Source organism: Streptosporangium sp. NPDC006007 (assembly GCF_040614315.1).
In the GTDB taxonomy this organism is placed as follows: domain Bacteria; phylum Actinomycetota; class Actinomycetes; order Streptosporangiales; family Streptosporangiaceae; genus Streptosporangium.
In genome coordinates, this window is sequence record NZ_JBEXUG010000005.1 from 234,920 (window position 1) to 258,887 (window position 23,968).

Consider the following 23,968-nt stretch of genomic DNA (forward strand, 5'->3'; position numbering starts at 1 on the left):
ATGCGTGTACGTCGTGTTGGAGCCGTGGTGATCACCGTGGCGGCCCTGGCCGCCGGAGTCACCGCGTGCGGTGGGGGCGGCGACACGTTCGTCGTCGGCATCAAGATCGACCAGCCGGGCCTGGGCCAGAAGCAGCCCGACGGCTCGTTCAAGGGTTTCGACGTCGATGTGGCGAAGTACGTCGCCAAGGAACTCGGCTACAAGGACGACCAGATCGAGTTCAAGGAGGCCAGCTCCGCCAACCGCGAGTCGTTCATCCAGCAGGGCCAGGTCAACGCCGTGATCGCGACCTACTCGATCACCGACGACCGTAAGAAGAAGATCGGTTTCGCCGGGCCGTACCTCATCACCGGCCAGGACATCCTGACCCGCGCGGACGACACGACGATCAACGGCGTCGAGGACCTGAAGACCAAGAAGGTCTGCGGCGCCCAGGGATCGTCCTCGCCCAAGCGCCTGGTGGACAAGTTCGGCGAGGCCTGGAAGGACCAGTACCTCACCGAGCAGCAGGGATACGGCGCCTGCCTGCCGCTGCTGGAGAACAAGCAGGTCGACGCGATCTCCACCGACGCGACGATCCTCGCCGGGTTCGCCACCCAGTCCCCCGGCAAGTTCCGCCTCGTCGGCAAGCCCTTCTCCGAGGAGAAGTACGGCATCGGCGTGAAGCTGGAGGACAAGGAACTCCGCGAGAAGATCAACAAGGCCGTCGAGAAGATGTTCGCCGACGGCAGCTGGAAGAAGGCCGTGGACGCCAACTTCGGCGAGTTCGGCACGTTCTTCACCACGCCACCCGCCATCGAGCGCTACTGACCGGTCCGATCGGCCGGGGCGTCGACGTCCCGGCCGGCGGGCCTCTGGAGGGATGAGTGCAGGCACTCTTCGACGAATTCCCGGTCATCGTGGGCGCCTTCTGGCTGACGATACGGCTCACACTCGCCGGCGGGGCGCTGGCGCTGGTGCTCGGGACGGTCCTCGCCGGGATGCGGGTCAGCCCGCTGCCCGTGCTGCGCGGGATCGGCACGGCGTATGTGAACATCCTGCGGAACACCCCGCTGACCCTGGTGATCGTGTTCTGCGGGCTGGGACTCGGCCTGGTCCTGGACGTCTCGTTCTCCACGAGCCTGTCCACCAACTACCTCTGGTTGTCGATCATCGGTCTCTCCGCCTACACGGCGGCATTCGTCTGCGAGGCGATCAGGGCCGGGATCAACACGGTGCCGCTCGGCCAGGCCGAGGCGGCCCGCGCCATCGGTCTCACCTTCTTCCAGAACCTGAGGCTGATCGTGCTGCCCCAGGCGCTCCGAGCGGTGATCGCCCCGCTGGGCAGCATCCTGATCGCGCTGACCAAGAACACCACGATCGCCGCCGCCATCGGTGTCGGCGAGGCGTCGCTGACGATGAAGACACTCTTCGAGTCACACGGTGACGCGGTCGTCCCGATCTTCTTCGGGTTCGCGATGGGCTTCCTGATCCTGACCCTGCCGACCGGGTTGCTGTTCACCTGGCTGTCCAGGCGGCTGGCGGTGGTCCGGTGAGCGCGCTGACCACCGAACCGCGGCGGACCCGCGGGGGCGCCGGAACACCCGACCGGGTCAACGTCCTCTACGACGCGCCCGGCCCCCGCGCCCGGAGGCGCAACGCCGTGTTCACGGTGCTGGTCATCGTGGCCGCGCTGGTCGCCGGCTACACGATGGTCGTCAAGCTGAACGACAAGCACCAGCTCGACCCCGCCCTGTGGACGCCGTTCCTCCGGGGCGACGTGTGGGTCAACCTGATCCTGCCCGGCCTGCTGAACACGCTGAGCGCCGCGGCGGTCGCCGCTCTGATCGCGGTGCCGTTCGGTTTCGTCCTCGGCATCGGGCGGCTGGCCGACCACCCCTGGATCCGTGTCCCCGCGGGGGTGGTGGTGGAGTTCTTCCGGGCCATCCCACTGCTCGTCATGATCTTCGCGGTGATGTACGGCGGCAGCGCGGTCTTCGGGCTCACCGTGACCCCGTTCACGGCCGTGGTGATCGGCCTGGTGCTGTACAACGGCTCGGTGCTGGCGGAGATCGTGCGGGCGGGCATCCAGTCCATCCCGCGCGGTCAGTCGGAGGCCGCGCTCGCGGTCGGCCTGCGCAAGGGGCAGGTCATGCGGATGATCCTGCTGCCGCAGGCGGTCACGGCCATGATGCCGGCGATCGTCGCGCAACTCGTCGTGCTGCTGAAGGACACCGCCCTGGGGTTCATCGTCTCGTTCGAGGACCTGCTGAACGCGGGGGCGCGCGTGCTGCCGTCCAACTTCAACAACCTCATCCCCTCGGTGATCGTCATCGCGATCGTCTACATCATCATCAATCTGATCGTCGGCGCCTTCGCCACCTGGCTGGAACGGCGCAGCCGCCGCAGCCGGAGGACCTCGGCCAAGCCGATCGAGCCCCCCGGGGCGATCGTGGTGCCCGGTTCCCCGACCGGCGTCTCCGCCGTCGACTAGTCGACGCTCCCCCTCGGAGGAGCCCCCGCCAGCCGAGGTGTTCGCCTGCCCGCGGCCCCGATCAGCCGGGGTCGCGGTGCGTGCCCTGGCCGTCCGGGAAGACCTGATCGCCGCGATTGCGGTGACTATCTGCGACGTCCGGGAAAACCGGATCATCACCGTTTGAGGGCCGTCTTCAGCCGTCACGGAAAGTGAATTTCCGCATGTCACAGGGGATGAATGCCATACCGGCGACAGGCGGCGGGTTGGTCGGGCAGGATTGCGCCATGTCCCCCGAGCAGGCCATCCGGCCGTACGGTGCCTGGCCCTCACCGATCTCGTCCACCGGCGTCGCCCGGTCCGGGCTGCGCCTGGAATTCCCGACGGTGCGCGGCGAGGAGACGTGGTGGAGCGAGGACCGTCCCACCGAGGGTGGGCGGACCACGGTCGTGCACCGGGACGCCGACGGCACCTGCCGGGAGCTGCTGGCCGCCCCGTGGAACGCCAGGACCCGCGTCCACGAGTACGGCGGACGACCCTACGCGGTCGTCCCCGGCGGCGGCCTGGTGTTCACGAACTTCGCCGACCAGCGGCTCTACCTGCTCCTCCCCGGCGCCGAGCCACGACCGATCACGCCGGAACCCGCCCTGGAGGCCGGCCTGCGCTACGCGGACCTGCTGGTGTACGACGGACAGGTCTGGTGTGTCCGCGAGCGGCACCACGACGACGGCGAGGTCAGCCGTTCGATCGTCTCCGTCCCGCTGCACGGCGGGACCGAGCCGCGCGAGTGGGTCGGCGGAAGCGACTTCTACGCCTGCCTGGCGCTCTCCCCCGGTGGAGGGCACCTGGCCTACATCTGCTGGGATCACCCCCTCATGCCCTGGAACGGTACCGAGCTGCGGGTCGTCCGGCTGGCCGACGGCGACTCCCGGACGGTGCTGGGCGGAACCGCCGAGTCGGTGCTCTTCCCCCGCTGGTGCGGCGACCGGCACCTCTATCTGATCTCCGACCGGTCGGGCTGGTGGAACCTCTACCGGGTCGGAGTGCACGACACCGCGCCGGAGGCGCTCTGCCCGCTGAAGGAGGAGTTCGCCGGACCGCTCTGGCAGCTCGGCGGCGCGCCGTACGCGCCGCTGGCCGACGGGCGGATCGCGGTCCTGCACGGGCGGGGTGACCTGCGACTGGGCGTCCTCGACCCAAGCAGCGGGATACTGACCGACCTGGACACCCCCTACGACGGCTGGCGCCCCGCCCTGTCCTCGGACGGGCGCATGCTGGCCGGGATCGGATACGGCCCGGCTGTGCCCCCCACGGTCGTCCGGGTGGACCCCGGCACGGGGCAGGCGGAGGAATTGCGCCGCGACATCGACGAGCTGCCCGACGCCGCCTACCTGCCGGTCCCCCGGGCCGTGGAGATCGAGGGCCGGTCCGGCCGCCGGGTGCACGCGTTCGTCTATCCGCCGTCGAATCCCGAGTTCTTGGGCAACAGCGCCCCGCCGTACGTCGTGTTCGTTCACGGCGGTCCCACCTCACACAGCGTCAGCGCACTCGACCTGGAGAAGGCGTTCTTCACCAGCAGGGGCATCGGGGTGCTCGACGTCAACTACGGCGGTTCCACCGGATACGGCCGGGTCTACCGCGATCTGCTGCACGGCCAGTGGGGCGTGGTGGACGTGGAGGACTCGATCGACGCGGCGAGGTGGCTGGCCGCGGAGAGGCTGGCCGATCCGGGACGGATCGCGATCCGGGGGGGCAGCGCGGGAGGCTGGACGGTCATGGCGGCCTGCTGCGCGTCGGACACGTTCGCCGGCGGCGTCTCGTACTACGGGGTGAGCGCGCTCGCCCCGTTCCTGGCGACCACCCACGACTTCGAGTCCCGCTACATCGAATGGCTGGTGGGCCCGGAGGACCCCGTCCTGTACCGCTCCCGTGAACCCCTCGGCCGGGTGGCCGGGGTGGACTGTCCCATGCTGCTGCTGCAGGGCCTGTCCGATCCGGTGGTCCCCGCGGCCCAGTCCCAGGCCTTCGCCGACGCCCTCGCCGAACACGGCGTCCCCTGCACCTACCTCACCTTCGAGGGCGAGGCCCACGGTTTCCGCCGCGCCGAGACCCGCAGTGCGGCCCTGGCCACCGAACTCGCCTTCTACCAGCAGATCTTCCGCCCCTGACAGCCGAACCCCTGGAGTGCGCCCGGAGTGTTATCGGGCTGCCCCGTCCGGTTTCGGATGGAGTGAATCACAACCGCCTCCGTGGGAGGGTGCCGGAGCCCGGCGAGGTTCACGGTCACCGGGTCAGCGGGCGAACTCCGTGGCCCGTGACTCACGGACCACCGTGATGCGGATCTGGCCGGGGTAGGTGAGCTCCTCCTCGATCTGCTTGGCGACGTCACGGGCGATCACCTGGGCCTGGATGTCGTCGATCGAGTCCGGCTTGACCATGACGCGGATCTCCCGGCCGGCCTGCATGGCGAAGACCTTTTCGACGCCGTCGTAGGAGGTGGCGATCTCCTCCAGGCGCTCCAGCCGCTTGACATAGGCCTCCAGCGACTCGCGCCGGGCACCCGGCCGGCTGCCGCTGATCGCGTCGGCGGCCTGGGTGAGAACGGCCTCGACCGTCCTGACCTCGACCTCGTTGTGGTGGGCCTCGATAGCGTGGACCACGTCCTCGTGCTCGCCATACCGTCTGGCGATCTCGGCGCCGATGAGCGCGTGACTGCCCTCGACCTCATGGGTGAGCGCCTTGCCGATGTCGTGCAGGACCGTGCAGCGCTTGAGCAGCATCGAGTCGAGTCTGAGCTCGGCCGCCATGATCCCGGCGATGTGCGCGGACTCGATGAGGTGACCCAGCACGTTCTGACCGTAGGAGGTTCGGTAGCGGAGCTGGCCGAGCAGCGTGACCAGCTCGGGGTGCATGTCGGTGATGCCGAGCTCGACCAGGGCGTCCTCACCTGCGCGTACGCACAGGTCCTGGACCTCGGCCCTGCTCCGTTCGTGGGCCTCCTCGATGCGCTGGGGGTGGATACGGCCGTCGAGAACGAGTTTCTCCAGCGTCAGCCGGGCGGTCTCCCGGCGGACCGGGTCGAAACATGACAGCAGCACGGCTTCGGGCGTGTCGTCGATGATCAGGTTGACACCGGTGGTCGACTCGAAGGCGCGGATGTTGCGGCCCTCACGGCCGATGATGCGGCCCTTCATATCGTCACCGGGAAGATGCAGGACGCTGACGACGGACTCGGCGGTCTGCTCGGCGGCCACCCGCTGGACCGCCAACGTGACGATCTTGGTGGCCCGCTTCTCGCCCTCCTTACGGGCCTGGCCCTCGATCTCCCTGACGATCAGGGCGGCCTCGCGCTTCGCCTGGTTCTCGATCTCCCTGATCAGCTCGGACTTCGCCTGATCACCGGTGAGCCCGGCCACCCGTTCCAGGATGGTCCTGCGCTCATGGCTGACCCGGTCCAAATCCTCGCGCCGGTCGGCGAGGTCGGTCTCCGTCTCGGCGAGCTTACGGGCCCGGTCGGCCTGACGCCTGGCCTCCTCATCAAGCCGCTGCTCACGTTCAGCCAGCCGCTTCTCCCTGCGTTCGAGGTCGGAACGGAGCTCCTTGAGCTCGTATTTAAGGACCCGGCTCTCCTCCTCGGCCTCTTTACGCAGCTCGGCGGCGGCCTCGACGGCGGCCTCCGATCTGTGCAGAACCTCTCTGGCGTCGCTCTCGGCCTGAAGGCGGATCTCCGCGGCCTGACGCCTGGCCTCCTCCAAATCCGCCCGAACCCCGGTCTCCGGCTCGGGAGAGGTGCCGTTCAGCCTTCCGACGGTTCCACCGGTGCGACGCAGCAACATGATCAGCACGGCTATCGTCACCACGGCGAGAACCGCGACCGCAACCGCCAAGGTGATGACCACCACCGAATTCATGCGCGCCCCGCCCTCCTCGCGTCGCAGACATCAAGCACGCGAGGGGTCACACGCACACCACGGAAAGCCCGAGCGGTGGCACCACCAGGCCAGATATCACCGACAGATATCACCCAGAGCCGACGGCGCAGCGGCTGGGCCCGCCGACCCGCCATCCGCTCGCATCCGTCGAACTAGCTCATCCGTAATTCACCGTTATGACAATCCGCGCTGCGCGGAGTAACTCCTCACTGCCGTCGAGGTTAAGCGTCAAAGAGGTAACGGGCAAGCAAAGACCGGCCTCGGAGCGGCTAAACGTGAAGGAGCGATATTTCTTTCTCATGTGGCAAGACATGATGTACCGAGGCTCACAGGGGTGCCGCCCCGGTGGTGGCTCGCTTTCCACCGGTCCAACCGTCTCCCCGGAGGAGGCCGGGACATCAACGGCCCCCGTCACCGCATGTTCTCATCGGCCACCCCCGCCAGGCCGACCCCACTGGACAGTCCACCCGCTTACCTCTCAGCCCGCACAACCAGCCGGACACCCAACGACCACCTCAGCCCCATCGGGCTTCCCCACCACTCCGGCCGCCCCTCTGACCAGGCCAACCCCGCACATCACTCGAACCCATCCCAGGCGACCCGCCCAACCGGACGCCGGTCACCTCCGGCACCCGAACGGCCGGACAGCCCCCCAGCCCCTGGCCCCGGCCCCGGCCAGGCAGTCGAAGCCCACAGGCCACTCCGGCTCGCCCCGCTCACCACAGACTCGCCCCGTTCACCACCGGGCGGCCGCTCCTCCCCCCTCAGCAACCCCAGGCGCATCCGAATCATCACCCTCCGGACAGAACACCCACACATCACATGACCTGCAAGCCACTCAAATAACCGAACAGCGCACACCGATCACCTATACCTCCACGTGAACGAGGTCACCGACCGCATGTTCCGGTCACCAGGCGGATAGTCAAACATCGCTTACCGATCGTCTTCACTACTCATCCGGATAGTCGAACTCCGTGGAAAAGGCGGAACTCTCCGCCTGTTCACTCTCAAGTGCCTCACGGATCACCCGGAAGGCGAGGCCGGGGCCGTATCCCTTCCGGGCGAGCATGCCGGCCAGCCTCCGGGTCCTGGCGGCGGGCTCCAGCCCCCGGGTGGACGACAGCCTGCGCGCCACCAGCCTGCGCGCCGTCTCCACCTCCTGCTCGGGGTCGAGCTGCTCCACGGCGTCCTTGACGGTGTCCTCGTTCACCCCTCGGTGACGGAGCTCCGAGGCGAGGGCCCTGCGGGCGAGACCTCGTCCGGCGTGACGTGAACTCACCCAGGCCGCGGCGAACGCCTCGTCATCGATGAGGCCGACCTCGGAGAACCGCTCAAGCACGGCCTCGGCGGCCTCCTCCGGCACCTCACGCCTGCGCAGCGCCTCCGCGAGCTGGGCTCGGGTGCGCGGCGCCATGGTCAGCAGTCGCAGGCAGACGGACCTGGCCACGGCCTGCGGATCGGCGCCGGGACCTCGGCTCGCCGGAGATCCCTCGACCAGCCCGTCCGGCGTAACCCCCCCGGATCCGTTTCCGGACCGGCTCGCCCTCCGGGATCCGCGAGTGCCCCGGCCTCGCCCCTCCCCATCGGAACGGTCTGGCCGACTCTCTGTGAAGTCGTCCGGGGGGAAGGCGTCGCCCCCGCCCGTGCCGGACGCCTCCCACTCCTTCGAACGGTCTCGGCGCGAACGCCTCGGCCGTCCGCCCCCTCGCCGGGCCGATCCGGTGGACGCGGCCTCCGGCGTGTCGGGCCAGGCGCCCCAGTCTCGCGGCCCGGCCGCGTCGGCCGGACCGGAGTCAGGTCCCGTCGTCATCGATCACTCCGGATCAGACGTCACCCGGTTTAGGAGTCGTCGCCTTGGAAGCACGGCCTGAGGCGGCCGGGGCGGGGGCGGGGGGCGGCGGAGTGGCGGGGCTGTCCACGCGGGGGCCGATGCCAAGCTTCTCCTTGATCTTCTTCTCGATCTCGTTGGCCATGTCCGGGTGGTTCTTCAGGAAGTTGCGGGCGTTCTCCTTGCCCTGACCGAGCTGGTCGCCCTCGTAGGTGTACCAAGCGCCGGACTTGCGGACGAAGCCGTGCTCGACCCCCATGTCGATCAGGCCACCCTCGCGGGAGATGCCGACGCCGTAGAGAATGTCGAAGTCGGCCACCCGGAAAGGCGGGGCCATCTTGTTCTTGACGACCTTGACACGGGTGCGGTTGCCCACCGCCTCGGTGCCGTCCTTCAGCGTCTCGATGCGGCGGATGTCGAGCCGGACCGAGGCATAGAACTTCAGCGCCTTTCCACCGGTCGTGGTCTCCGGCGAGCCGAACATGACGCCGATCTTCTCTCGGAGCTGGTTGATGAAGATGGCTGTGGTGCCGGTGTTGTTGAGCGCGCCGGCGACCTTGCGCAGGGCCTGCGACATCAGCCGGGCCTGGAGACCGACGTGGCTGTCACCCATCTCGCCCTCGATCTCGGCCTTGGGCACCAGGGCCGCGACCGAGTCGATGACCAGCAGGTCGACGGCACCGGATCGGATCAGCATGTCGGCGATCTCCAGCGCCTGCTCACCGGTGTCGGGCTGGGAGACGAGCAGCGCGTCGGTGTCGACGCCGAGTTTCTTGGCGTATTCGGGGTCAAGGGCGTGCTCGGCGTCGATGAACGCCGCGATGCCGCCGGCCCGCTGGGCGTTGGCCACCGCGTGCAGCGCGACGGTGGTCTTGCCGGAGGACTCGGGACCGTAGACCTCGACGATGCGGCCTCGTGGGAACCCGCCGATGCCCAGGGCGACGTCGAGCGCGATGGAACTGGTCGGGATCACTTCGATGGGCGCCCGGGTCTCGTCACCGAGACGCATGACCGAGCCCTTACCGAACTGTCGCTCGATCTGAGCAAGGGCGGTCTCAAGCGCCTTCTCGCGGTCGTTAGCTGCCATGTGAGCCCCCTGGAGGGTCGCGGGTTGGATCGGTTGCCAGAAAGCTACGGGGTGCCACCGACACTTTCCGGAGAGCACGCCTGGAGCGACGGTGTCCAATATAGCCGAACGACTGTTCGATCGTAGCTCAACGAGACCACGTGTTCCGGGGTGTCACAGACGGCCCGGGCCGACGGACCCCATCCGAAAGGCAACATTCCCGGGCATTGCTCCGCACATGTTGTCTCCAAGGCGAACCGGGGCGATCCTGAGGGCAAACGATCCCGAGGTGGCCCACGTGACCAGCACGTTCAGCCGGCAACGTCTGATCCATCTTGGCTCCCTGGCCGCCGAACTGTCGAAGCACGGACTGGTCAGCCGCACGGTCGGGGGCGACGATCCCGTGCTGTGGGTGTGGCATCCGGACAGCGGCCGGCAGACGATCGTCTTCGCCACGCCGGCCAAGGACGGGTGGCTCTTCCTGTGGTCACCCGACGGGCAGGAGGACACCGGGGACCTCCGGCCGGTGGCCGAGGCGCTCGGGAAACTACTGGACGGCTCTTCTTAGTGCCCTGCCCTTCCTCCTCGGCCCCCCTCAAACCCCGCACGCCGGTTCAGGCCCGCCCGGGGAGGGACCCTCCCGTGCTTTCGAGAGGCGGCGTCCGGGCGAGGGGGCGCCGCGCGGGGCTCCCGGACTCGCCACGGCCTCGCCATCCCTGCGGGGCGTCAGCGCAGGCGGGCGGCGACGTCGGACACCCCGCACACGGCCCGCCAGACCTCCTTGGCCGCGACCCCCTCGGCCAGCGCCTGGTTCACCGTCCGTCCACCCAGGTCGGCGATCACGTAGTCGCGCGCCCACGACTCGGCGTAAATATCACCGAAGTGCAGTTTCATTCGCTTCCAGAACTCCGACAGGCGCATTCCCCAAGTATGGGCCCCCACGTGCGAACCCCCGCCTTCCGCAACCGAGCCGGGAAGGACCCGGTCCGAGCCGGTCAGAGCACGCTGGAGCCGTACATCTCCCCGAGCGGGTCGGCGAGCAGTTCCAGCCGGGCCCCGTCGGGATCCCTGAAATAGATCGAGGCGCCGCTCTCGATCTCGTGCGGCACGCCCGCGGCCTCCAGTTTGCCCCGCAACCGCTCCCAGGTCGACGGGTCCACCGAGATGGCGATGTGGTGAAGGCCGCCGAGAACCTCGCGGTAGGGACCGAGGTCCAGACCGGGAAGGTCGAAGAAGGCCAGCAGGTTGCCGTTGCCGATGTCGAAGAAGAAGTGGCTCGATCCCCGGTAGTCGCGGTTTCCGAAGATCTCCGTGAGGGGGAACTCCAGAAGGTCCTGGTAGAAGGCGATCGTCGTCTCGACGTCGGAGGAGATCAGCGCGACATGGTGCAGCCCCCTCGCGCTGCTCAGCGGACGGTGCCTCCCCAGGCGTTCCGCCCTGATCCGCTCACGCGCCGTCTCGACGGCAGGATGGTCGATGCTCATCGCCGGCTCACCACTTAATGCGTCGGATGCTGGTCTGAGATCTATCTCCGACTTATCGGGACATGAACCTTTCTCAATCGTCATGCGCCTGTGGCCGAAACCCCGCCCACGGAACCCGCCAAGCCCCGGTGTCCAAGGAGTCCAGGGGCGGCACGGGCGGCACGGGCCCATCGCCCCGGCACACCTCGGTACGGCCCTCGCGACGCGTCCTCACGCCATTTCCGGCTCCCGGGAGTGCCGGGACCTCGGACAGGGGATGGGCTCCGGACCCCTTACCTGGAAGGCGCTATGAGGGGCTCCCTACGACCTCCGTACGGAGAGCAAGGGGAAGAAGGCCGGAGCCGCCGGGTGCACGGCACAGCCGTTCACCCTCATAACGGCCTCATAAACGAAAAATATGTCGATAAGGCCCCAAAAGCCAGCAATGTGGATTTTTGTCACCTTTAGGTGATCTTTCACCTGTTACTCGGCCACCGAGGGTGGGACGGATTCTGTCGGTAGGGCAGTGCACTATGAATCGTCGAGCCGGATCGAGCGGCCGGATCAAACACGAGGGGGCACGTGATGGACGGAGCGGGCACGGGGCCGCCGGGGAGCGGTGCGAGCTCGGCGCTCAACCATTTCACCCCCGTGACCAGGGAGTGGTTCGCCGGGGCCTTCACCGCTCCCACCACCGCGCAGGAGGGGGCGTGGGCGTCGATCGCCCGGGGGGACAACACACTGGTGGTCGCGCCCACCGGTTCCGGCAAGACACTGGCCGCGTTCCTCTGGTCACTGGACCGGCTGGCCGCCGAGCGCGTCCCCGGCACCGCGGAGGGCTCCGGATTCCCGCGGGGCACCGTCGGCGCCGCCACCGCGGCGGACCTCGCGAGCGCCGGCACCGCGGACACCGAAGACCCGGCGGGCAAAACGGTCGTCCCATCCGCCGGTCTCGCGGGGGCCTCGCACGCCGGTGACAGGCGGCCCGCGCGCGGGCGCGCCGCCTCGCGGAAGGACGGCGGGCCGGTCCGGCGGTGCCGGGTCCTCTACGTGTCACCGCTCAAGGCTCTGGCGGTGGACGTCGAGCGCAACCTCCGGGCTCCGCTGGCCGGGCTGAAGCAGACGGCGCGGCGGCTCGGGTCCCCGGTGCCGGAGATCTCGGTGGCGATCCGGTCGGGTGACACCTCACCGGAGGAGCGGCGCCGTTTCGCGGCCAAGCCGTCGGACATCCTCATCACGACCCCCGAGTCGCTCTTCCTGCTGCTGACCAGTCAGGCCCGCGAGGCGCTGCGCGGCGTGGAGACCGTCATCGTCGACGAGGTGCACGCGGTGGCGGCCACCAAACGCGGCGCGCACCTGACCCTCAGCCTGGAGCGGCTCGACGCCCTGCTCTCCCGGCCCGCCCAGCGCATCGGCCTGTCGGCGACCGTTCGGCCGGTGAGCGAGGTGGCCGCCTTCCTCGGCGGCTCACGCCCGGCCTCGGTGGTCCAGCCGCCCTCGGACAAGGTGATCGAGGTCGAGGTGGTCGTCCCGATCGAGGACATGACCGAGCTCGACACCGCCCCACCTCCCGCCGGAGCCGATGACGGCGACGGCGACGGCGACGGATGGCAGACCAGGCCGCCGGCCAGGCGTTCCATCTGGCCGCACGTCGAGGAGAGGCTGTTCGACCTGATCGGGAGGCATCGCTCGACGATCGTCTTCGCCAACTCGCGTCGACTGGCCGAGCGGCTGTGCACCCGTCTCAACGAGCTGGCCTGGGAACGGCGGGCGGAAGATCCCGGGCCGCCGGGGCCGTCGAAGTCGCCGGAGCCCGCGCACTGGTCGGAGGGCCTCCCCGTGCCACCCGCCTCCCCATCCACCCCGGCCGCGACGATGGCGCAGGCCGGTGCGGCGAAGGGGGTCGTCCCGGAGATCGTACGGGCGCACCACGGATCGGTGTCGAAGCAGGAGCGCGCCCAGATCGAGGAGGCGCTGAAGTCCGGGCGGCTGCCCGCGGTGGTCGCGACCTCCAGCTTAGAACTCGGCGTCGACATGGGCTCGGTGGATCTGGTCGCCTGCGTGGAGTCGCCCCCGAGCGTGGCGAGCGGCCTGCAGCGGATCGGCAGGGCCGGGCACCAGGTGGGCGCGGTCTCGCGTGGCGTGATCTTTCCCAAGTACCGCGGCGATCTGGTCCAGACGGCCGTGGTGGCCGAGCGGATGCGGAGCGGCGAGATCGAGGAGCTCCGCTACCCGCGCAACCCCCTTGACGTGCTGGCCCAGCAGATCGTGGCGATGACCGCGCTGGACGAGTGGACGGTGGACGACCTGGAGACCGTGGTACGGCGTGCCGCGCCGTACCGGACACTGCCCAGGAGCGCGCTGGAGGCGACGCTCGACATGCTCGCCGGGCGTTACCCGAGTGAGGAGTTCGCCGAGCTGAGGCCGCGCATCGTGTGGGATCGGCTCACCGGCGCCCTGCGGGGACGGCCGGGAGCCCAGCGGCTGGCGGTGACCAACGGTGGCACGATCCCCGACCGAGGGTTGTTCGGCGTGTTCCTGGTCGGTGCGAAAACCTCCAGGGTGGGCGAGCTGGACGAGGAGATGGTCTACGAGTCGCGGGTCGGGGACGTGTTCGTGCTGGGCGCGACCTCCTGGCGCATCGAGGACATCACGGCCGACCGGGTGCTGGTCTCCCCCGCGTCCGGACAACCGGGTAAGTTGCCGTTCTGGCTCGGTGACAGCGCGGGACGCCCGGCCGAGCTGGGCAGGGCCATCGGCGCGTTCCTGCGCGAGATGTCCGCGGCGGGCGCGGACTCCGAGGTGGAGCCAAGGTCCGCGGGACGAGACGGCCCGGCAGGCGTCACCTCAAGGCAGGGCGACGCGGCACGCGCCGACGCGAAGACGGACTCCACGGGACAGGAAGGTCCGGGACGCGACGGTGCGCGAGCGGAGGGCGCGGAGCACGGTCCTCCAAGGCGCAACGGCGCGGAGAAAGACGCCGCGGGGTTGGCGGGGCCGGCGCCCGGCGGAGGGAAGCCGGACTCCGGCGGGTGGAGCGGTACGGCCCGCGACAGGGCGCTGGAGCGGATCAGGGCGGCGGGGCTGGACGGGTTCGCCGCGGCGAACCTGCTGTCCTACCTGGCCGAGCAGCGGCAGGCCACCGGATACGTACCGGACGATCGGACGCTGCTGGTGGAACGGTTCCACGACGAGCTGGGCGACTGGCGGGTCGTGGTGCACTCGCCGTACGGGGCGCGGGTGCACGCGCCGTGGGCCCTGGCGATCGGGCGGCGGCTGCGGGAGCGCTACGGCACCGACGTTCAGGCCGTGCACTCCGACGACGGGATCGTGCTGCGCGTCCCCGACACGCTCTCCGGTCCCCCTTCGGACATAGCGGTCTTCGACGCGGAGGAGATCGAGCGGATCGTCATTGAGGAGCTCGGCGGTTCGGCGCTGTTCGCGGCGCGGTTCCGCGAGTGCGCGGGACGGTCCCTGCTGCTGCCCCGGCGCACGCCGGGAAGGCGCGCCCCGCTCTGGCAGCAGCGGCAGCGGGCCGCGCACCTGCTCGGCGTGGCCGGCCGGTACGGATCGTTCCCGGTCGTGCTGGAGACGATGCGCGAGTGCCTGCAGGACGTCTTCGACGTGCCGGGACTGGTCCGGCTGATGCGGGACGTCGCGGCGCGGCGGGTGCGGCTGGTGGAGGTCGAGACCGGGCAGGCGTCGCCGTTCGCGGCGTCGCTGCTCTTCAACTACGTCGGCGCGTTCATGTACGAGGGGGACGCCCCCCTCGCCGAGCGCCGAGCGCAGGCGCTCGCGCTCGACACGAGCCTCCTGGCGGAGCTGCTGGGCCAGGCGGACCTCCGTGAGCTGCTCGATCCCGATGTGATCGCCGACGCCGAGCACGAGCTGGCCCGGCTGGACCGGCCGCTCCGCGACGCCGAGGACCTGTCGGACCTGCTCCGCTCGCACGGCCCGCTGGTCGCAGACGACATAAGCCTGCGCGGGGGCGACCCGGAGTGGCTGATCACCCTGGAGACCGCCCGGCGGGCGATCAGGGTGCGGGTGGCGGGGCAGCGGCAGTGGGCGGCGATCGAGGACGCCGCCCGGCTGCGCGACGCGCTCGGCGTGCCGCCGCCGGTGGGGGTGCCGCCCGTTTTCCTGGAGCCGGTGGAGGACCCGCTCGGCGACCTCGTCGCCAGGCACGCCCGTACCCGCACCCCGTTCTCGGCCGGTACGGCGGCCGCCAGGTTCGGTCTCGGCCCGGCGGTGGTCACCGAAGCGCTGCGCCGCCTGGCCGCCTCCGGCCGGGTGGTGAACGGGGAGTTCATGCCCGGCGGCCGAGGTGAGGAGTGGTGCGACGCCGGGGTCCTGCGGATGCTGCGCCGCAGGTCTCTGGCGAGGCTCCGCAAGGAGGTGGAACCGGTCACCCCCGAGACGCTGGCGGCCTTCGCCCCCGCCTGGCACGGCATCACCGGCACCCCGCAGCGGAGCAGACCGCCCATCGACGCGCTGGTGGGCGCGATCGAGCAGCTCCAGGGGGCGGCGGTGCCCGCCTCGGCGCTGGAGACGTTGATCCTGCCCTCGCGGGTGCCCGGATACGATCCGTCGCTGCTGGACGAGCTGACGGCCTCGGGCGAGGTCGTCTGGGCCGGGCAGGGGTCGCTGCCCGGCGGGGACGGCTGGGTGGCCCTGTATTTCGCGGACACCGCTCCACTGTTGATGCCCGATCCACTGGAGATCACCATGACCCCGGTGCACGAGACGGTCCTCACCGTCCTCGGCGGTGGGGGCGCCCTGTTCTTCCGCGATCTGGCCGGGCGCGTCGGCGCCCTGCTGCCCGGTGCGGTTCCAGATGACGGAGTGCTGACCGCGGCGGTGTGGGATCTGGTGTGGGCGGGGCGGATCACCGGCGACACGCCGGCACCGCTGCGCGCCATCCTCGGCACCGGACGCCCCGCGCACCGCCGGGCTCCCACCCGCAGCCGGCGGGCGGTGCTGCCCACCCGGAGCGGGCCGCCGACGGTGGGCGGGCGCTGGTGGCCACTGCCCGCCCCGTCGGGCGACGCGACCCAGCGGGCGCACGCCCAGGCCGAGATCCTGCTGGAGCGGCACGGCGTGGTGACACGCGGCGCGGTCGCCGCCGAGCGGCTGCCCGGCGGGTTCGCCGCGGTCTACCAGGTGCTCCGGGCCTTCGAGGAGAGCGGCCGGTGCCGCCGGGGCTACTTCGTCGAGGGCCTGGGGGGCGCCCAGTTCGCGCTGCCCGGCGCCGTCGACCGGATGCGTGCCACCTCGGCGGCGCCGGGCACCGGCGCACCCGCGTCCGATCCATGGAGCGTCCGGGAGCCGGCCGCAGGCACGTCCGATCCGCGGGCCGTCCGAAAACCGGCCACAGGCGCACGGCGGGCGGTGGTGCTGGCGGCGGCCGATCCGGCCAACCCGTACGGCGCGGCCCTGCCTTGGCCGGTCCATCCGGGTGAGGGGTCCCACAGACCCGGACGGAAGGCCGGATCCCTGGTGGTGCTCGTGGACGGGCGTCTGGTGCTCTACGTCGAGCGCGGCGGCAAGACCCTGCTGTCCTTCTCCACCGGCGACGGCCTCCGGTCCGCTGTGGACGCCCTCGCGCTGGCCGTACGCGACGGCGCCCTGGGCAAGCTCACCGTGGAGCGCGCCGACGGCACCGCGATCAACGACTCCCCCCTGGCCGCCGCCCTGGAATCCGCCGGATTCCATCCGACCCCGAAAGGCCTGCGCCTGCGCGCTTAGCCGTACCGACCGTGTCGCCGTCACCAGCGCCCACGGCCGGAACAGCCACCCGTCGTTCCATTTCCGGGGGGACGGGGCGGTAACTGCCGCCTCCTCGCTCCGTTACCGGCCGGCTCCGCTGGCGGCTGGGGGCGACGGGCTCAAGGCCGCTGCGTTCGGGGGGATGGGCGACCGCCGGGTGTGGGTATCCCAGGAGATGCCCGCTGGGACCCCAGGAGGGATCTGCCCAACCTAAGAAAGGTCCTCTCGTGATCCAGGAGCATCGTTACGTGGTGGTCGGCGCCGGTCCCGCGGGGCTGCAGATCGGCCATTTCCTGCAGGAGAGGGGGGCGGACTACCTGATCCTGGAGCGGAACCACACCGTTGGCGGATTCTTCACCCGTTTTCCGAGGCACCGCCGGCTGATCTCACTCAACAAGGTGCACACCTGGTCCGACGACCCGGAGACCCGGCTCCGCTGGGACTGGAACTCGCTGCTGAGCGACGATCCGTCCCTGCTGTTCCCGCACTACAGCGACGACTACCTCCCCTCCCCCGACGACCTGCGACACTATCTGACCGACTTCCACACCACCCATGACCTGAGGATCGCCTTCGGCACCGGGGTCAGCCGAGTGATCGGCAAGGAGGAGGGGTTCCGGCTGGAGACGGAGGAGGGGCAGGAGATCCAGGCCGAGTGCCTGATCTGGGCCGGCGGGTGGGGCGAGCCGTACATCCCCAACATTCCCGGCATCGAGCACGCGGAGGGGTACGAGGACATGGCCATCGACCCCGAGCCGTTCTGCGGCAGACGGGTGCTGATCCTCGGCAAGGGCAACTCGGCCTTCGAGACGGCCCACGCCCTCCTCGGTCACGCGGCGATGATCCACCTGGCCAGTCCCCGGCCGGTCCGGCTGGCCTGGAACTCCAGGTACCCGGGGGACGTGCGCGGCTCGTACGGCGCGTTACTCGACAGCCACCACTTCACCACGCCTCACTCGCTGCTGGACTGCGCGGTCGAGCGGATCGGGTTCGACGGCGAGACCTACACCGTGGACATCCTTCACAGCCGCGCCGGACGGGGGAGGGAGCGGCTGGAGTACGACGCGGTACTGCGCTGCACCGGTTTCCGAATGGGCGCCGACGTGTTCGCCGACGGGCTGAGGACCGGATCCTGCGGGAGGCTGCCCGCGGTGAGGTCCGACTGGGAGTCGGTCAACCTCGACGGCCTGTACTTCGCGGGCACGACGATGCAGGCCCGTGACGCCAGGCGGGGGGCGTCGGCGTTCATCTACGGCTTCCGCTACAACCTGCGGACGATGAGCCGCCTGCTCGCCGAGCGTTATGACGGGGCACGACTCCCGCATACCGTCGTCCCCCGCGCGGAGCTGACCGGGTCGATCCTCGACCGGGTCAACCGGAGCTCGGCCCTGTGGGCCCAGGCCGGCTATCTGGCCGACGCCATGGTGATCACCGAGCACGGCATCGAGCGCTACGAGGACCTGCCCGAGGACTACGCCGTCGAGCGCTTCGGCGATCTGGTCACCGTGGGCCTGCGCCAGAACCGAGCCCCGGACCCCGACGACCTGGAGGCCGGCGCGTTCGCCGTCGGGCGCCGCCCGCTGTCGTCACGGGCCGCCGAGAGCGAGGCCGTCCACCCGGCCGTCCGCGTCTTCAGGAACGGCGTGCTCACCTCCGAACTGCACCTGCCGGAGAGCGTGGTGACCGAGTGGCGCCACCCCGACCGGCACGTGGCCCCGCTCGCGCGATTCCTCGACCGGCTGCTGCCGCTCTGACCTCCCGCTCGGACCGGGAACGCGGGAGGCTCGGTGGATCGACCGATTCCGTGCGGCTACCGGGGACGGCGCCGCTCGATCGATTCCGGGCGACCAGCGGGGACGGCGCCGCTCGATTTCCTGGAGAGCCGGCTCCCAGGGGTAAATCGCCGGACTCTCGTCTCCGGTGCCGGGTGCGTGCGGCTCCAACCGGCCGGAGCCGTGCGGGACGGGAACGCCTTCGGCGCGCAGACTCTCGACGCTCCGGCGAAAGGGCGCGCGTGCGGCGAAGGCACTGTTCACGAACGGCACCATGACCACGGGGATGCCCAGCCGGGGGCTTCGGCCAGCTGTCCGAGGGCGTAGGTGTCGGCGACGCCGCGGGCGAACTTGTTGACGGTGTTGTAGGTGGCCGGGGCGACGATGATCGCGTCGGCACGCGGGGGCTTGGGCTCGTCCGGCGCGCGGTGGCGACTGCGCACCGGGCGGCCGGTCCGCGCCTCCAGGGCGGGGACGTCGACGAAGGCGAGGGCCGACGGGGTCGCGACGATCTGGACGGCCCATTCCCCGTCCTGGGGTTCCCGGATCGGCACGGTCATCGGCCTGTCCAGCAACTCGATCGCCCAGCCCAGAGAGCCGCGCGCCATCGCCGCCACCGTACTTCCGCCATGGGCCAGGTCCATACGGGTGTAGAGGTCTGCGGCGGCCTCGACCGCCTGAACCTCGGCGACACCGACATCTGTCAGATCTTTACCGTCCAAGCCGTCCAGCAGTCGCGCGAGCGGCTCCAGTGCGGCCGATCCACGGAGGTCGCCGCAGTGATCCCCAGAACACTTCTGCGTTTCATATTTTCCATGGTGTCCGGTAAGACGAGCTCCTTTTCTGTTGCCGCAACATGCACGCCCAATGCCTGCTGGTAACTGTGCGGCAAGGCGAGAGTAACCTCACTCTGCCCAGGGCTCCGGCGAGTTTATGATTTGGTCAGCTTGATTCCCTCGCTTCCATCTTGAACAGATTGAGGGTGCGCCGGTGACCGTAAACGTGGTGACGTCGGCCATAGGCGATGTTGGCGTAGCCCGCGTGGCGCAGGGCGCCAAGGGCCAGATTACGGAAGGAGGTCGGAGCGCGGGGTACCGGTTCGGGCCTGGCCGATGTCTTCGTGAAAGGTCACGTCACAGACATAGTGGGTGCCGTTCTCGACGGCGTTCCAATGACTGCGCACGTAGGTCGCGATCTGTAACCGTTGAGGCCGGCCAGGACCCGGCGCATGGTCCGCTCGCTGGGCGGCTGATGCAACCCGGTCAGCGAATTGCGCCACACCCGCAGGTCGGCCAGGGCCGGCTCGGGCGCATTGTCGGCCTATTACTCGATCGCGGTCGGCGAGTCACCGCCCACGGCCACGATCGCACACGCGATCAACGCCAGAGCCGATGTCGGCGAATGCCGCCGTCCACGCCGCGACTGCAGATCGGAAATCATCGCGAACCGATCCATAGGGCTCAGCCGAGTCGGCGATTCCAGAACCGATTGCTCAAGCCGCTCGCGACCGACAGCGGTGATCAGTGATGATGGCTGGGGTTCGACACCAGGCGTTTCCTCTGACGCCACCAGTCCGCTACCGGGCCTCCTGGTAGCTACCCGGGACGGACTCACACCGGTAAGCGACGACTAGTTTACGAACAGATGATCAGCCGCTACGTCATGGCTTCACCTCCGTCCTACTGGGCGCACGAAACATCGAGGCTAACGGCGGACTTTCCTGCCTGCGCATCAACTCCAGGCGGTGAGACATTACACGAGATCACAACCATGATTATCCGCGTCAGGGATAGCGAAACGTTCATTAAAGGTCCCCCTAATTCAGAGCTCATGACATGAACTTAAACAAAGGATCGCAGCAAACGCTTTATTCGATCACACGAGGATCACGAAAAGCCGAAGATGCGAGCCACCTAGAGTCCGCCGGCAGCCACTACGAGTAATATGCGAAGCTGGAGACACATGGGGAGGATTCCAAGTTTTATCCAAGTAGGTTCTTGACTCACCTCGCCTCCATATGTAAAAATCATAATTAGATGAACGGTAGCCCCGGATGCCCCTCTCTGGTTGCGGCAATGTGGAGTTAATCTTCCATTGACGGCGTTTCATCCAATCAATGTTCCGCTCATCGCCAGCTTTTCCATTGTGGATGTGTGGCGAGGCATTTTAGCCGAATAGCTTGATGGAAGGAATCTCCTTGACTTCTTGCATGTCACGCATGGCCGCCCAACGCATCGCAACCGGCATCCTGGCCGTAGGATTAGCTATAACGGCTTCTTCCGGTACCGCTTACGCAGGGCCCGGGAGCACAGAATCCACGCCAGTACTGAACTTCGGATCCAATGGCCAACAGGTTCGAGCATGCGATGATTCCACTCTCTATCAAGCCGTAAAGATCAGTGGAACAAGCCATACGGGTACACAGGCAAGTACCTCGGCACGCCTCGACATCGAAAACTGTCATAGCTTCTGGAATTGGTGGTGGGTGGGCCGGGTCACCTTGAAGTGGTACAGAGACGGAAGCTCCCAGACAGTAACCACACACTGCAATGTACCAAAGGTCGACCCTGATTGGAACTGGGTATTCTGCCCCAGATGATCTTAGTTTAACTCTAGCCCAGAGGACAGGTTGCGAATGTAGAATTTAACAATAAACGCCCTAAACAACTTGAGGGCCTTCTGATTCGGCGAGCGCATTATACGCGCCAGGCACCATGAATCCCCTGCCCCTGAAGTCCAATCACACTTAATGCGATATTTCGTTACCCCATATGACTCCGGCGTCCCACCTGTTCGTTGAATCAACCGAAACTGGTCGGCGAGCAATAATGGACGGCGGTTCGAGAATAAGAACGGTCTGAGCGATGAAGCCGTCGCGGCAGCGTGGGGCGGTACTGCATCTGTTTGGGCTTGGTCTTGACCAGTGCGGCGAGTTGGCCGGTTTCATCTGCCCTGCCTCGTCTTCCCGGCACAACCGGGCGCCCAGGTCGGGCGCCGCCCTTTTATCGCCAGCCATTCCTCGGCGACCCACAACTCGCCTCCCCCCTCGTCGCGCTCAACGGCACGCTGTACGGGAATCTACGGCGTCCAGCCGATGCGGTGCAGCAGATATGACGCCCTGCGCAAGGTATAGCGGACATGAAACAAGACCGCGATCAGATCGGCACCCCAGGCCGACGTCCAGTGCTGCTCCTCGACGAAACCATGCGCAGCTGGCCCCCGCTCCAGCTCGGCCCACAGCCGCTCCAGCCGCCGCTCATCCAGCCGGCACTTCTCCCCGCCCGACCCCTGGACGCCAATTCCTCCAGCCCACCGGCCTGCCAGGCGCGACACCATGCGGGCCTCCGTGGCGGCGGCCCGCCGGGAGTACGGCTTGGGCCGGCCGCCGATCCACCGGCACCTGGCCGCACTGGCCGAGGAACCGCTGAGCGAACCGGAGCCGGTCGAGGCAGGGAGGGCATCGACGAGACCCGCAGAAAACGGGCCTGCCGACGCAGGAGAAATGCCTGCCCAAGTCCATGGATATGCACACCTTCAGCCAAGACGACCTGGATGCCATCGCCACCAAGCTCAACAACCGTCTCCGCAAGATCCATAGCTGCCACACTCCGGCAGAGATTTACGCTAAGGTCCTGAACAGCGGCGATACGTTGATCGAGCGCGCCATCATCTCTCGAAAAAAATCATGGGGTCCGGAAGGGCCTCCAAGGCCATCAGCACCGTCATAAAAGATATTGGAAAGCCAGGGCGTTCAACAAGCCACCGAATTCCTTTTTCGTACACTGACAGGATGACACCACCACGTACTCCTCCTGAGGACGACTCCCTCCTGCTCGAACCTGTCCAGCTGACTGGCACACTGATCAGCTACGCACGGGTCTCGACCACCAAGCAGAACGTGGACTGCCAGATGGCCGCGCTCACCGGCAGCGGATGCCTGCGGATTTTCTTCGGTAAGAAGCCCGTAAAGAACGTCAAGTGTGAGGAGCTGTGAAGGCGCTGGATCCCCTGCGCACCGGCGATACCTTCATGAGTGCCGCCTCTGAATCGCCTGAGACGCTCCCTGTAGGAGCTCACCTCGATCGTGGCTGGGCTACGCAAGCGCAGCGTCGGCTTCGAGACCCTGCACGAGACGATCGATACCATCACGCCCGGCGGACGGCTCGTATTCCATGTCTTCTCAGCCTTGGTGGCGTTCATTCACGAGCTCACCTTGAGGGCACTCCTGAGGCCCTAGACGCCGCGCGGGACCGCAGGCAGCATCTCGGTCAGCCCTCGGCTGCGACGCTTGAGCGGATCCACCACGCCCGCAACATGCTGACCCTGCCTGACGACACCATCTCCTTCATCGCCCGGCTGCCGGGCGCCAACCCCAGCACACTCCATAGGCACGTCCCCGAACTCGTCGGCCCTCCGTTCCCTGCCGCCGACCGATCCCAGCAGGCCCTAGTGAAAGGAAGCAGCGATGAACGCTGAGGATCTCACTCGCTTCGGTGAGCTTCTCCAGGCCGTGAGCGAGCGGCGCACACTGGATCTAACCGAGCTCCACGACGCCGGACGACTGCTGGGCGAGGTGACCCTGGCCGCCGCAGCCGCAGCCAGCCACATGCGGACTGAGGTCGCGGCCTTGCCAAAGCGGTACATCCTGCATGACGATACCGGCGACGCTCCGGAACCCCGCATCGTCGAAGCCCGTGACCGCCTCGCGCAGATGACGAGCCTGCTTCAACAGGTCGGCACGCAGGCCCGTCGTTACCACGGCACGATCGGACACATCGGCATGCAGGTAGACCCCGAGGTCGCATCGGACTGATCCCGACCACAATGCTCCAGGGCACCGGCAAGTTGATGTTTCGAACGGGTTCATTCGTAGCCATCCAACGGCGCAGGCAGGGACAGGTAAAAAACGCCAAATCCGCAACGACAGAAAGGCACGGTTCCTGAAGATCAGAGGTGTCCAAATCCGCCCGATCGAACGAGGAACCCACCCCTGTCGCACTATCAACGCTGTCGGCCGCGGCCAGATTAGGCAAACGGACACTGAGCCTTTTTCATCCTGCCTCGCGCATCTGCAGGACACAGATGGCTTTGACAAGCTGACCTGCCTGAAGAGGGCAGCAGCGTAGCTTCCGCAGAATCCGCCAGGTCTTCAGCTGCGCATTCGCACGTTCGCCGGGGCCGCGGAGCCTGGCGCGAGCGGAGTTGGCCGGCTTCAGCGAGGTCGGCTTGTTCCTGCCCTTGTACGGCACCAGCACCTGCTGACCTGCGCCGATGTAGCCCTTGTCCGCCGGCGTGATCAGCCCGGCGGCCTCCAGCCGGCGGACGACCCCCCGGATCCGGGCGGCCGTGCGGTCGTGCACCGATCCCGGCGGCGGGCCCGACGTTCACAGCAGCGTGCCGTCCGGGGCGGCGACGACCTGGATGTTCATGCCGTGCCGCTGGTGTTTGCCGGAGTGGTACGGCCGGTCGGCGGCCACCCGGTCGATCGGGATGAGCGTGCCGTCCAGGATCACGAAGGCGTACCCGGCGCGCTTGGCAGCGCGCAACACCTGCTCCAGGCGAGGAGGGGTCTTTCCCCAAGGCCAGGTAGTTACTGAGGTTAAATCTCCAGGGTTAGGCCAGTTCGAAGGGCAGACCGGTCTCGTTGAAGAAGCCGGTGATGAGATCAGGTCGGTATTGCATGCGT

General features: G+C 68.3%; 16 protein-coding genes and 1 pseudogene. 9 read left to right on the forward strand and 8 right to left on the reverse strand.

All coding sequences use genetic code 11. The features are described from left to right. From ABZ194_RS06745 to ABZ194_RS06760, 4 genes are all read left to right on the forward strand, one after another. Positions 1 to 810: a glutamate ABC transporter substrate-binding protein gene (locus ABZ194_RS06745; protein ID WP_355593106.1), complete on the forward strand. Its 810-nt coding sequence runs from the start codon at positions 1 to 3 to the stop codon at positions 808 to 810. 56 nt (positions 811 to 866) lie between these two features. Further along, positions 867 to 1,535, forward strand: coding sequence for an amino acid ABC transporter permease (locus ABZ194_RS06750; protein WP_355593108.1), 669 nt, complete (start codon positions 867 to 869; stop codon positions 1,533 to 1,535). Next, the gene (locus ABZ194_RS06755; RefSeq protein ID WP_355593110.1) at positions 1,532 to 2,473 is read left to right on the forward strand and encodes an amino acid ABC transporter permease; all 942 of its coding nucleotides are present in this window, start codon (positions 1,532 to 1,534) and stop codon (positions 2,471 to 2,473) included. Before ABZ194_RS06750 ends, ABZ194_RS06755 begins: the two co-directional genes overlap by 4 nt. Positions 2,474 to 2,739: 266 nt before the next feature. Continuing rightward, positions 2,740 to 4,620, forward strand: a complete 1,881-nt coding sequence (locus tag ABZ194_RS06760) for a prolyl oligopeptidase family serine peptidase (protein ID WP_355593112.1) — start codon at positions 2,740 to 2,742, stop codon at positions 4,618 to 4,620. A 123-nt stretch (positions 4,621 to 4,743) separates the two neighbouring features. Here the strand turns inward: ABZ194_RS06760 and rny are convergent, their stop codons facing one another. From rny to recA, 3 genes are all read right to left on the reverse strand, one after another. After that, positions 4,744 to 6,363 carry a ribonuclease Y gene (rny, locus tag ABZ194_RS06765; protein WP_355593114.1) on the reverse strand — a complete coding sequence of 540 codons (1,620 nt, stop codon included), beginning with the start codon at positions 6,361 to 6,363 and terminating at the stop codon, positions 4,744 to 4,746. Between the two features lie 973 nt (positions 6,364 to 7,336). After that, entirely contained in the window at positions 7,337 to 7,885 is a 549-nt protein-coding gene (locus ABZ194_RS06770; protein WP_355593162.1) for a regulatory protein RecX, read from the reverse strand. 325 nt (positions 7,886 to 8,210) lie between these two features. Continuing rightward, positions 8,211 to 9,302: a recombinase RecA gene (gene recA, locus ABZ194_RS06775; RefSeq protein ID WP_355593116.1), complete on the reverse strand. Its 1,092-nt coding sequence runs from the start codon at positions 9,300 to 9,302 to the stop codon at positions 8,211 to 8,213. Between the two features lie 277 nt (positions 9,303 to 9,579). Here recA and ABZ194_RS06780 point away from each other — a divergent pair, with 277 nt between their 5' ends. Beyond that, the gene (locus ABZ194_RS06780) at positions 9,580 to 9,849 is read left to right on the forward strand and encodes a hypothetical protein (RefSeq protein ID WP_355593118.1); all 270 of its coding nucleotides are present in this window, start codon (positions 9,580 to 9,582) and stop codon (positions 9,847 to 9,849) included. Positions 9,850 to 10,007: 158 nt separating this feature from the next. On the opposite strand, the gene ABZ194_RS06785 is transcribed toward ABZ194_RS06780, so the two are convergent. Together ABZ194_RS06785 and ABZ194_RS06790 are read right to left on the reverse strand one after the other, a co-directional pair. Continuing rightward, positions 10,008 to 10,202: a DUF3046 domain-containing protein gene (locus tag ABZ194_RS06785; protein ID WP_355593121.1), complete on the reverse strand. Its 195-nt coding sequence runs from the start codon at positions 10,200 to 10,202 to the stop codon at positions 10,008 to 10,010. A 74-nt stretch (positions 10,203 to 10,276) separates the two neighbouring features. After that, positions 10,277 to 10,765 carry a VOC family protein gene (locus tag ABZ194_RS06790; protein ID WP_355593123.1) on the reverse strand — a complete coding sequence of 163 codons (489 nt, stop codon included), beginning with the start codon at positions 10,763 to 10,765 and terminating at the stop codon, positions 10,277 to 10,279. A gap of 564 nt (positions 10,766 to 11,329) precedes the next feature. Between ABZ194_RS06790 and ABZ194_RS06795 the strand changes: the two genes are divergently transcribed. Together ABZ194_RS06795 and ABZ194_RS06800 are read left to right on the forward strand one after the other, a co-directional pair. Then, positions 11,330 to 16,489, forward strand: coding sequence for a DEAD/DEAH box helicase (locus tag ABZ194_RS06795; protein ID WP_355593125.1), 5,160 nt, complete (start codon positions 11,330 to 11,332; stop codon positions 16,487 to 16,489). A gap of 248 nt (positions 16,490 to 16,737) precedes the next feature. Then, entirely contained in the window at positions 16,738 to 18,264 is a 1,527-nt protein-coding gene (locus ABZ194_RS06800) for an NAD(P)-binding domain-containing protein (RefSeq protein ID WP_355593127.1), read from the forward strand. 278 nt (positions 18,265 to 18,542) lie between these two features. Here ABZ194_RS06800 and ABZ194_RS06805 read toward each other — a convergent pair whose 3' ends face one another. Both ABZ194_RS06805 and ABZ194_RS06810 read right to left on the reverse strand, forming a co-directional pair. Next, the gene (locus ABZ194_RS06805; protein ID WP_355593129.1) at positions 18,543 to 19,004 is read right to left on the reverse strand and encodes a flavoprotein; all 462 of its coding nucleotides are present in this window, start codon (positions 19,002 to 19,004) and stop codon (positions 18,543 to 18,545) included. Positions 19,005 to 21,360: 2,356 nt separating this feature from the next. Further along, positions 21,361 to 21,618, reverse strand: coding sequence for a hypothetical protein (locus ABZ194_RS06810; protein ID WP_355593131.1), 258 nt, complete (start codon positions 21,616 to 21,618; stop codon positions 21,361 to 21,363). A 454-nt stretch (positions 21,619 to 22,072) separates the two neighbouring features. Here ABZ194_RS06810 and ABZ194_RS06815 point away from each other — a divergent pair, with 454 nt between their 5' ends. After that, entirely contained in the window at positions 22,073 to 22,276 is a 204-nt protein-coding gene (locus tag ABZ194_RS06815; protein ID WP_355593133.1) for a hypothetical protein, read from the forward strand. Positions 22,277 to 22,747: 471 nt separating this feature from the next. Then, positions 22,748 to 23,095, forward strand: a complete 348-nt coding sequence (locus ABZ194_RS06820) for a hypothetical protein (protein ID WP_355593135.1) — start codon at positions 22,748 to 22,750, stop codon at positions 23,093 to 23,095. Between the two features lie 238 nt (positions 23,096 to 23,333). Here ABZ194_RS06820 and ABZ194_RS06825 read toward each other — a convergent pair. After that, positions 23,334 to 23,846, reverse strand: a pseudogene (locus tag ABZ194_RS06825) (transposase family protein); the annotation flags it as partial. Between the last annotated feature and the right edge of the window lie 122 nt (positions 23,847 to 23,968).

Excerpts from the sequence above, each read along its gene's own strand:
- ABZ194_RS06745 (WP_355593106.1), top strand. The coding sequence starts at position 1 with ATGCGTGTACGTCGTGTTGGAGCCGTGGTGATCACCGTGGCGGCCCTG.
- ABZ194_RS06760 (WP_355593112.1), top strand. The coding sequence starts at position 2,740 with ATGTCCCCCGAGCAGGCCATCCGGCCGTACGGTGCCTGGCCCTCACCG.
- rny (WP_355593114.1), bottom strand. The coding sequence starts at position 6,363 with ATGAATTCGGTGGTGGTCATCACCTTGGCGGTTGCGGTCGCGGTTCTC.
- recA (WP_355593116.1), bottom strand. The coding sequence starts at position 9,302 with ATGGCAGCTAACGACCGCGAGAAGGCGCTTGAGACCGCCCTTGCTCAG.
- ABZ194_RS06785 (WP_355593121.1), bottom strand. The coding sequence starts at position 10,202 with ATGCGCCTGTCGGAGTTCTGGAAGCGAATGAAACTGCACTTCGGTGAT.
- ABZ194_RS06790 (WP_355593123.1), bottom strand. The coding sequence starts at position 10,765 with ATGAGCATCGACCATCCTGCCGTCGAGACGGCGCGTGAGCGGATCAGG.
- ABZ194_RS06795 (WP_355593125.1), top strand. The coding sequence starts at position 11,330 with ATGGACGGAGCGGGCACGGGGCCGCCGGGGAGCGGTGCGAGCTCGGCG.
- ABZ194_RS06810 (WP_355593131.1), bottom strand. The coding sequence starts at position 21,618 with ATGGTGTCGCGCCTGGCAGGCCGGTGGGCTGGAGGAATTGGCGTCCAG.
- ABZ194_RS06815 (WP_355593133.1), top strand. The coding sequence starts at position 22,073 with ATGACACCACCACGTACTCCTCCTGAGGACGACTCCCTCCTGCTCGAA.
- ABZ194_RS06820 (WP_355593135.1), top strand. The coding sequence starts at position 22,748 with ATGAACGCTGAGGATCTCACTCGCTTCGGTGAGCTTCTCCAGGCCGTG.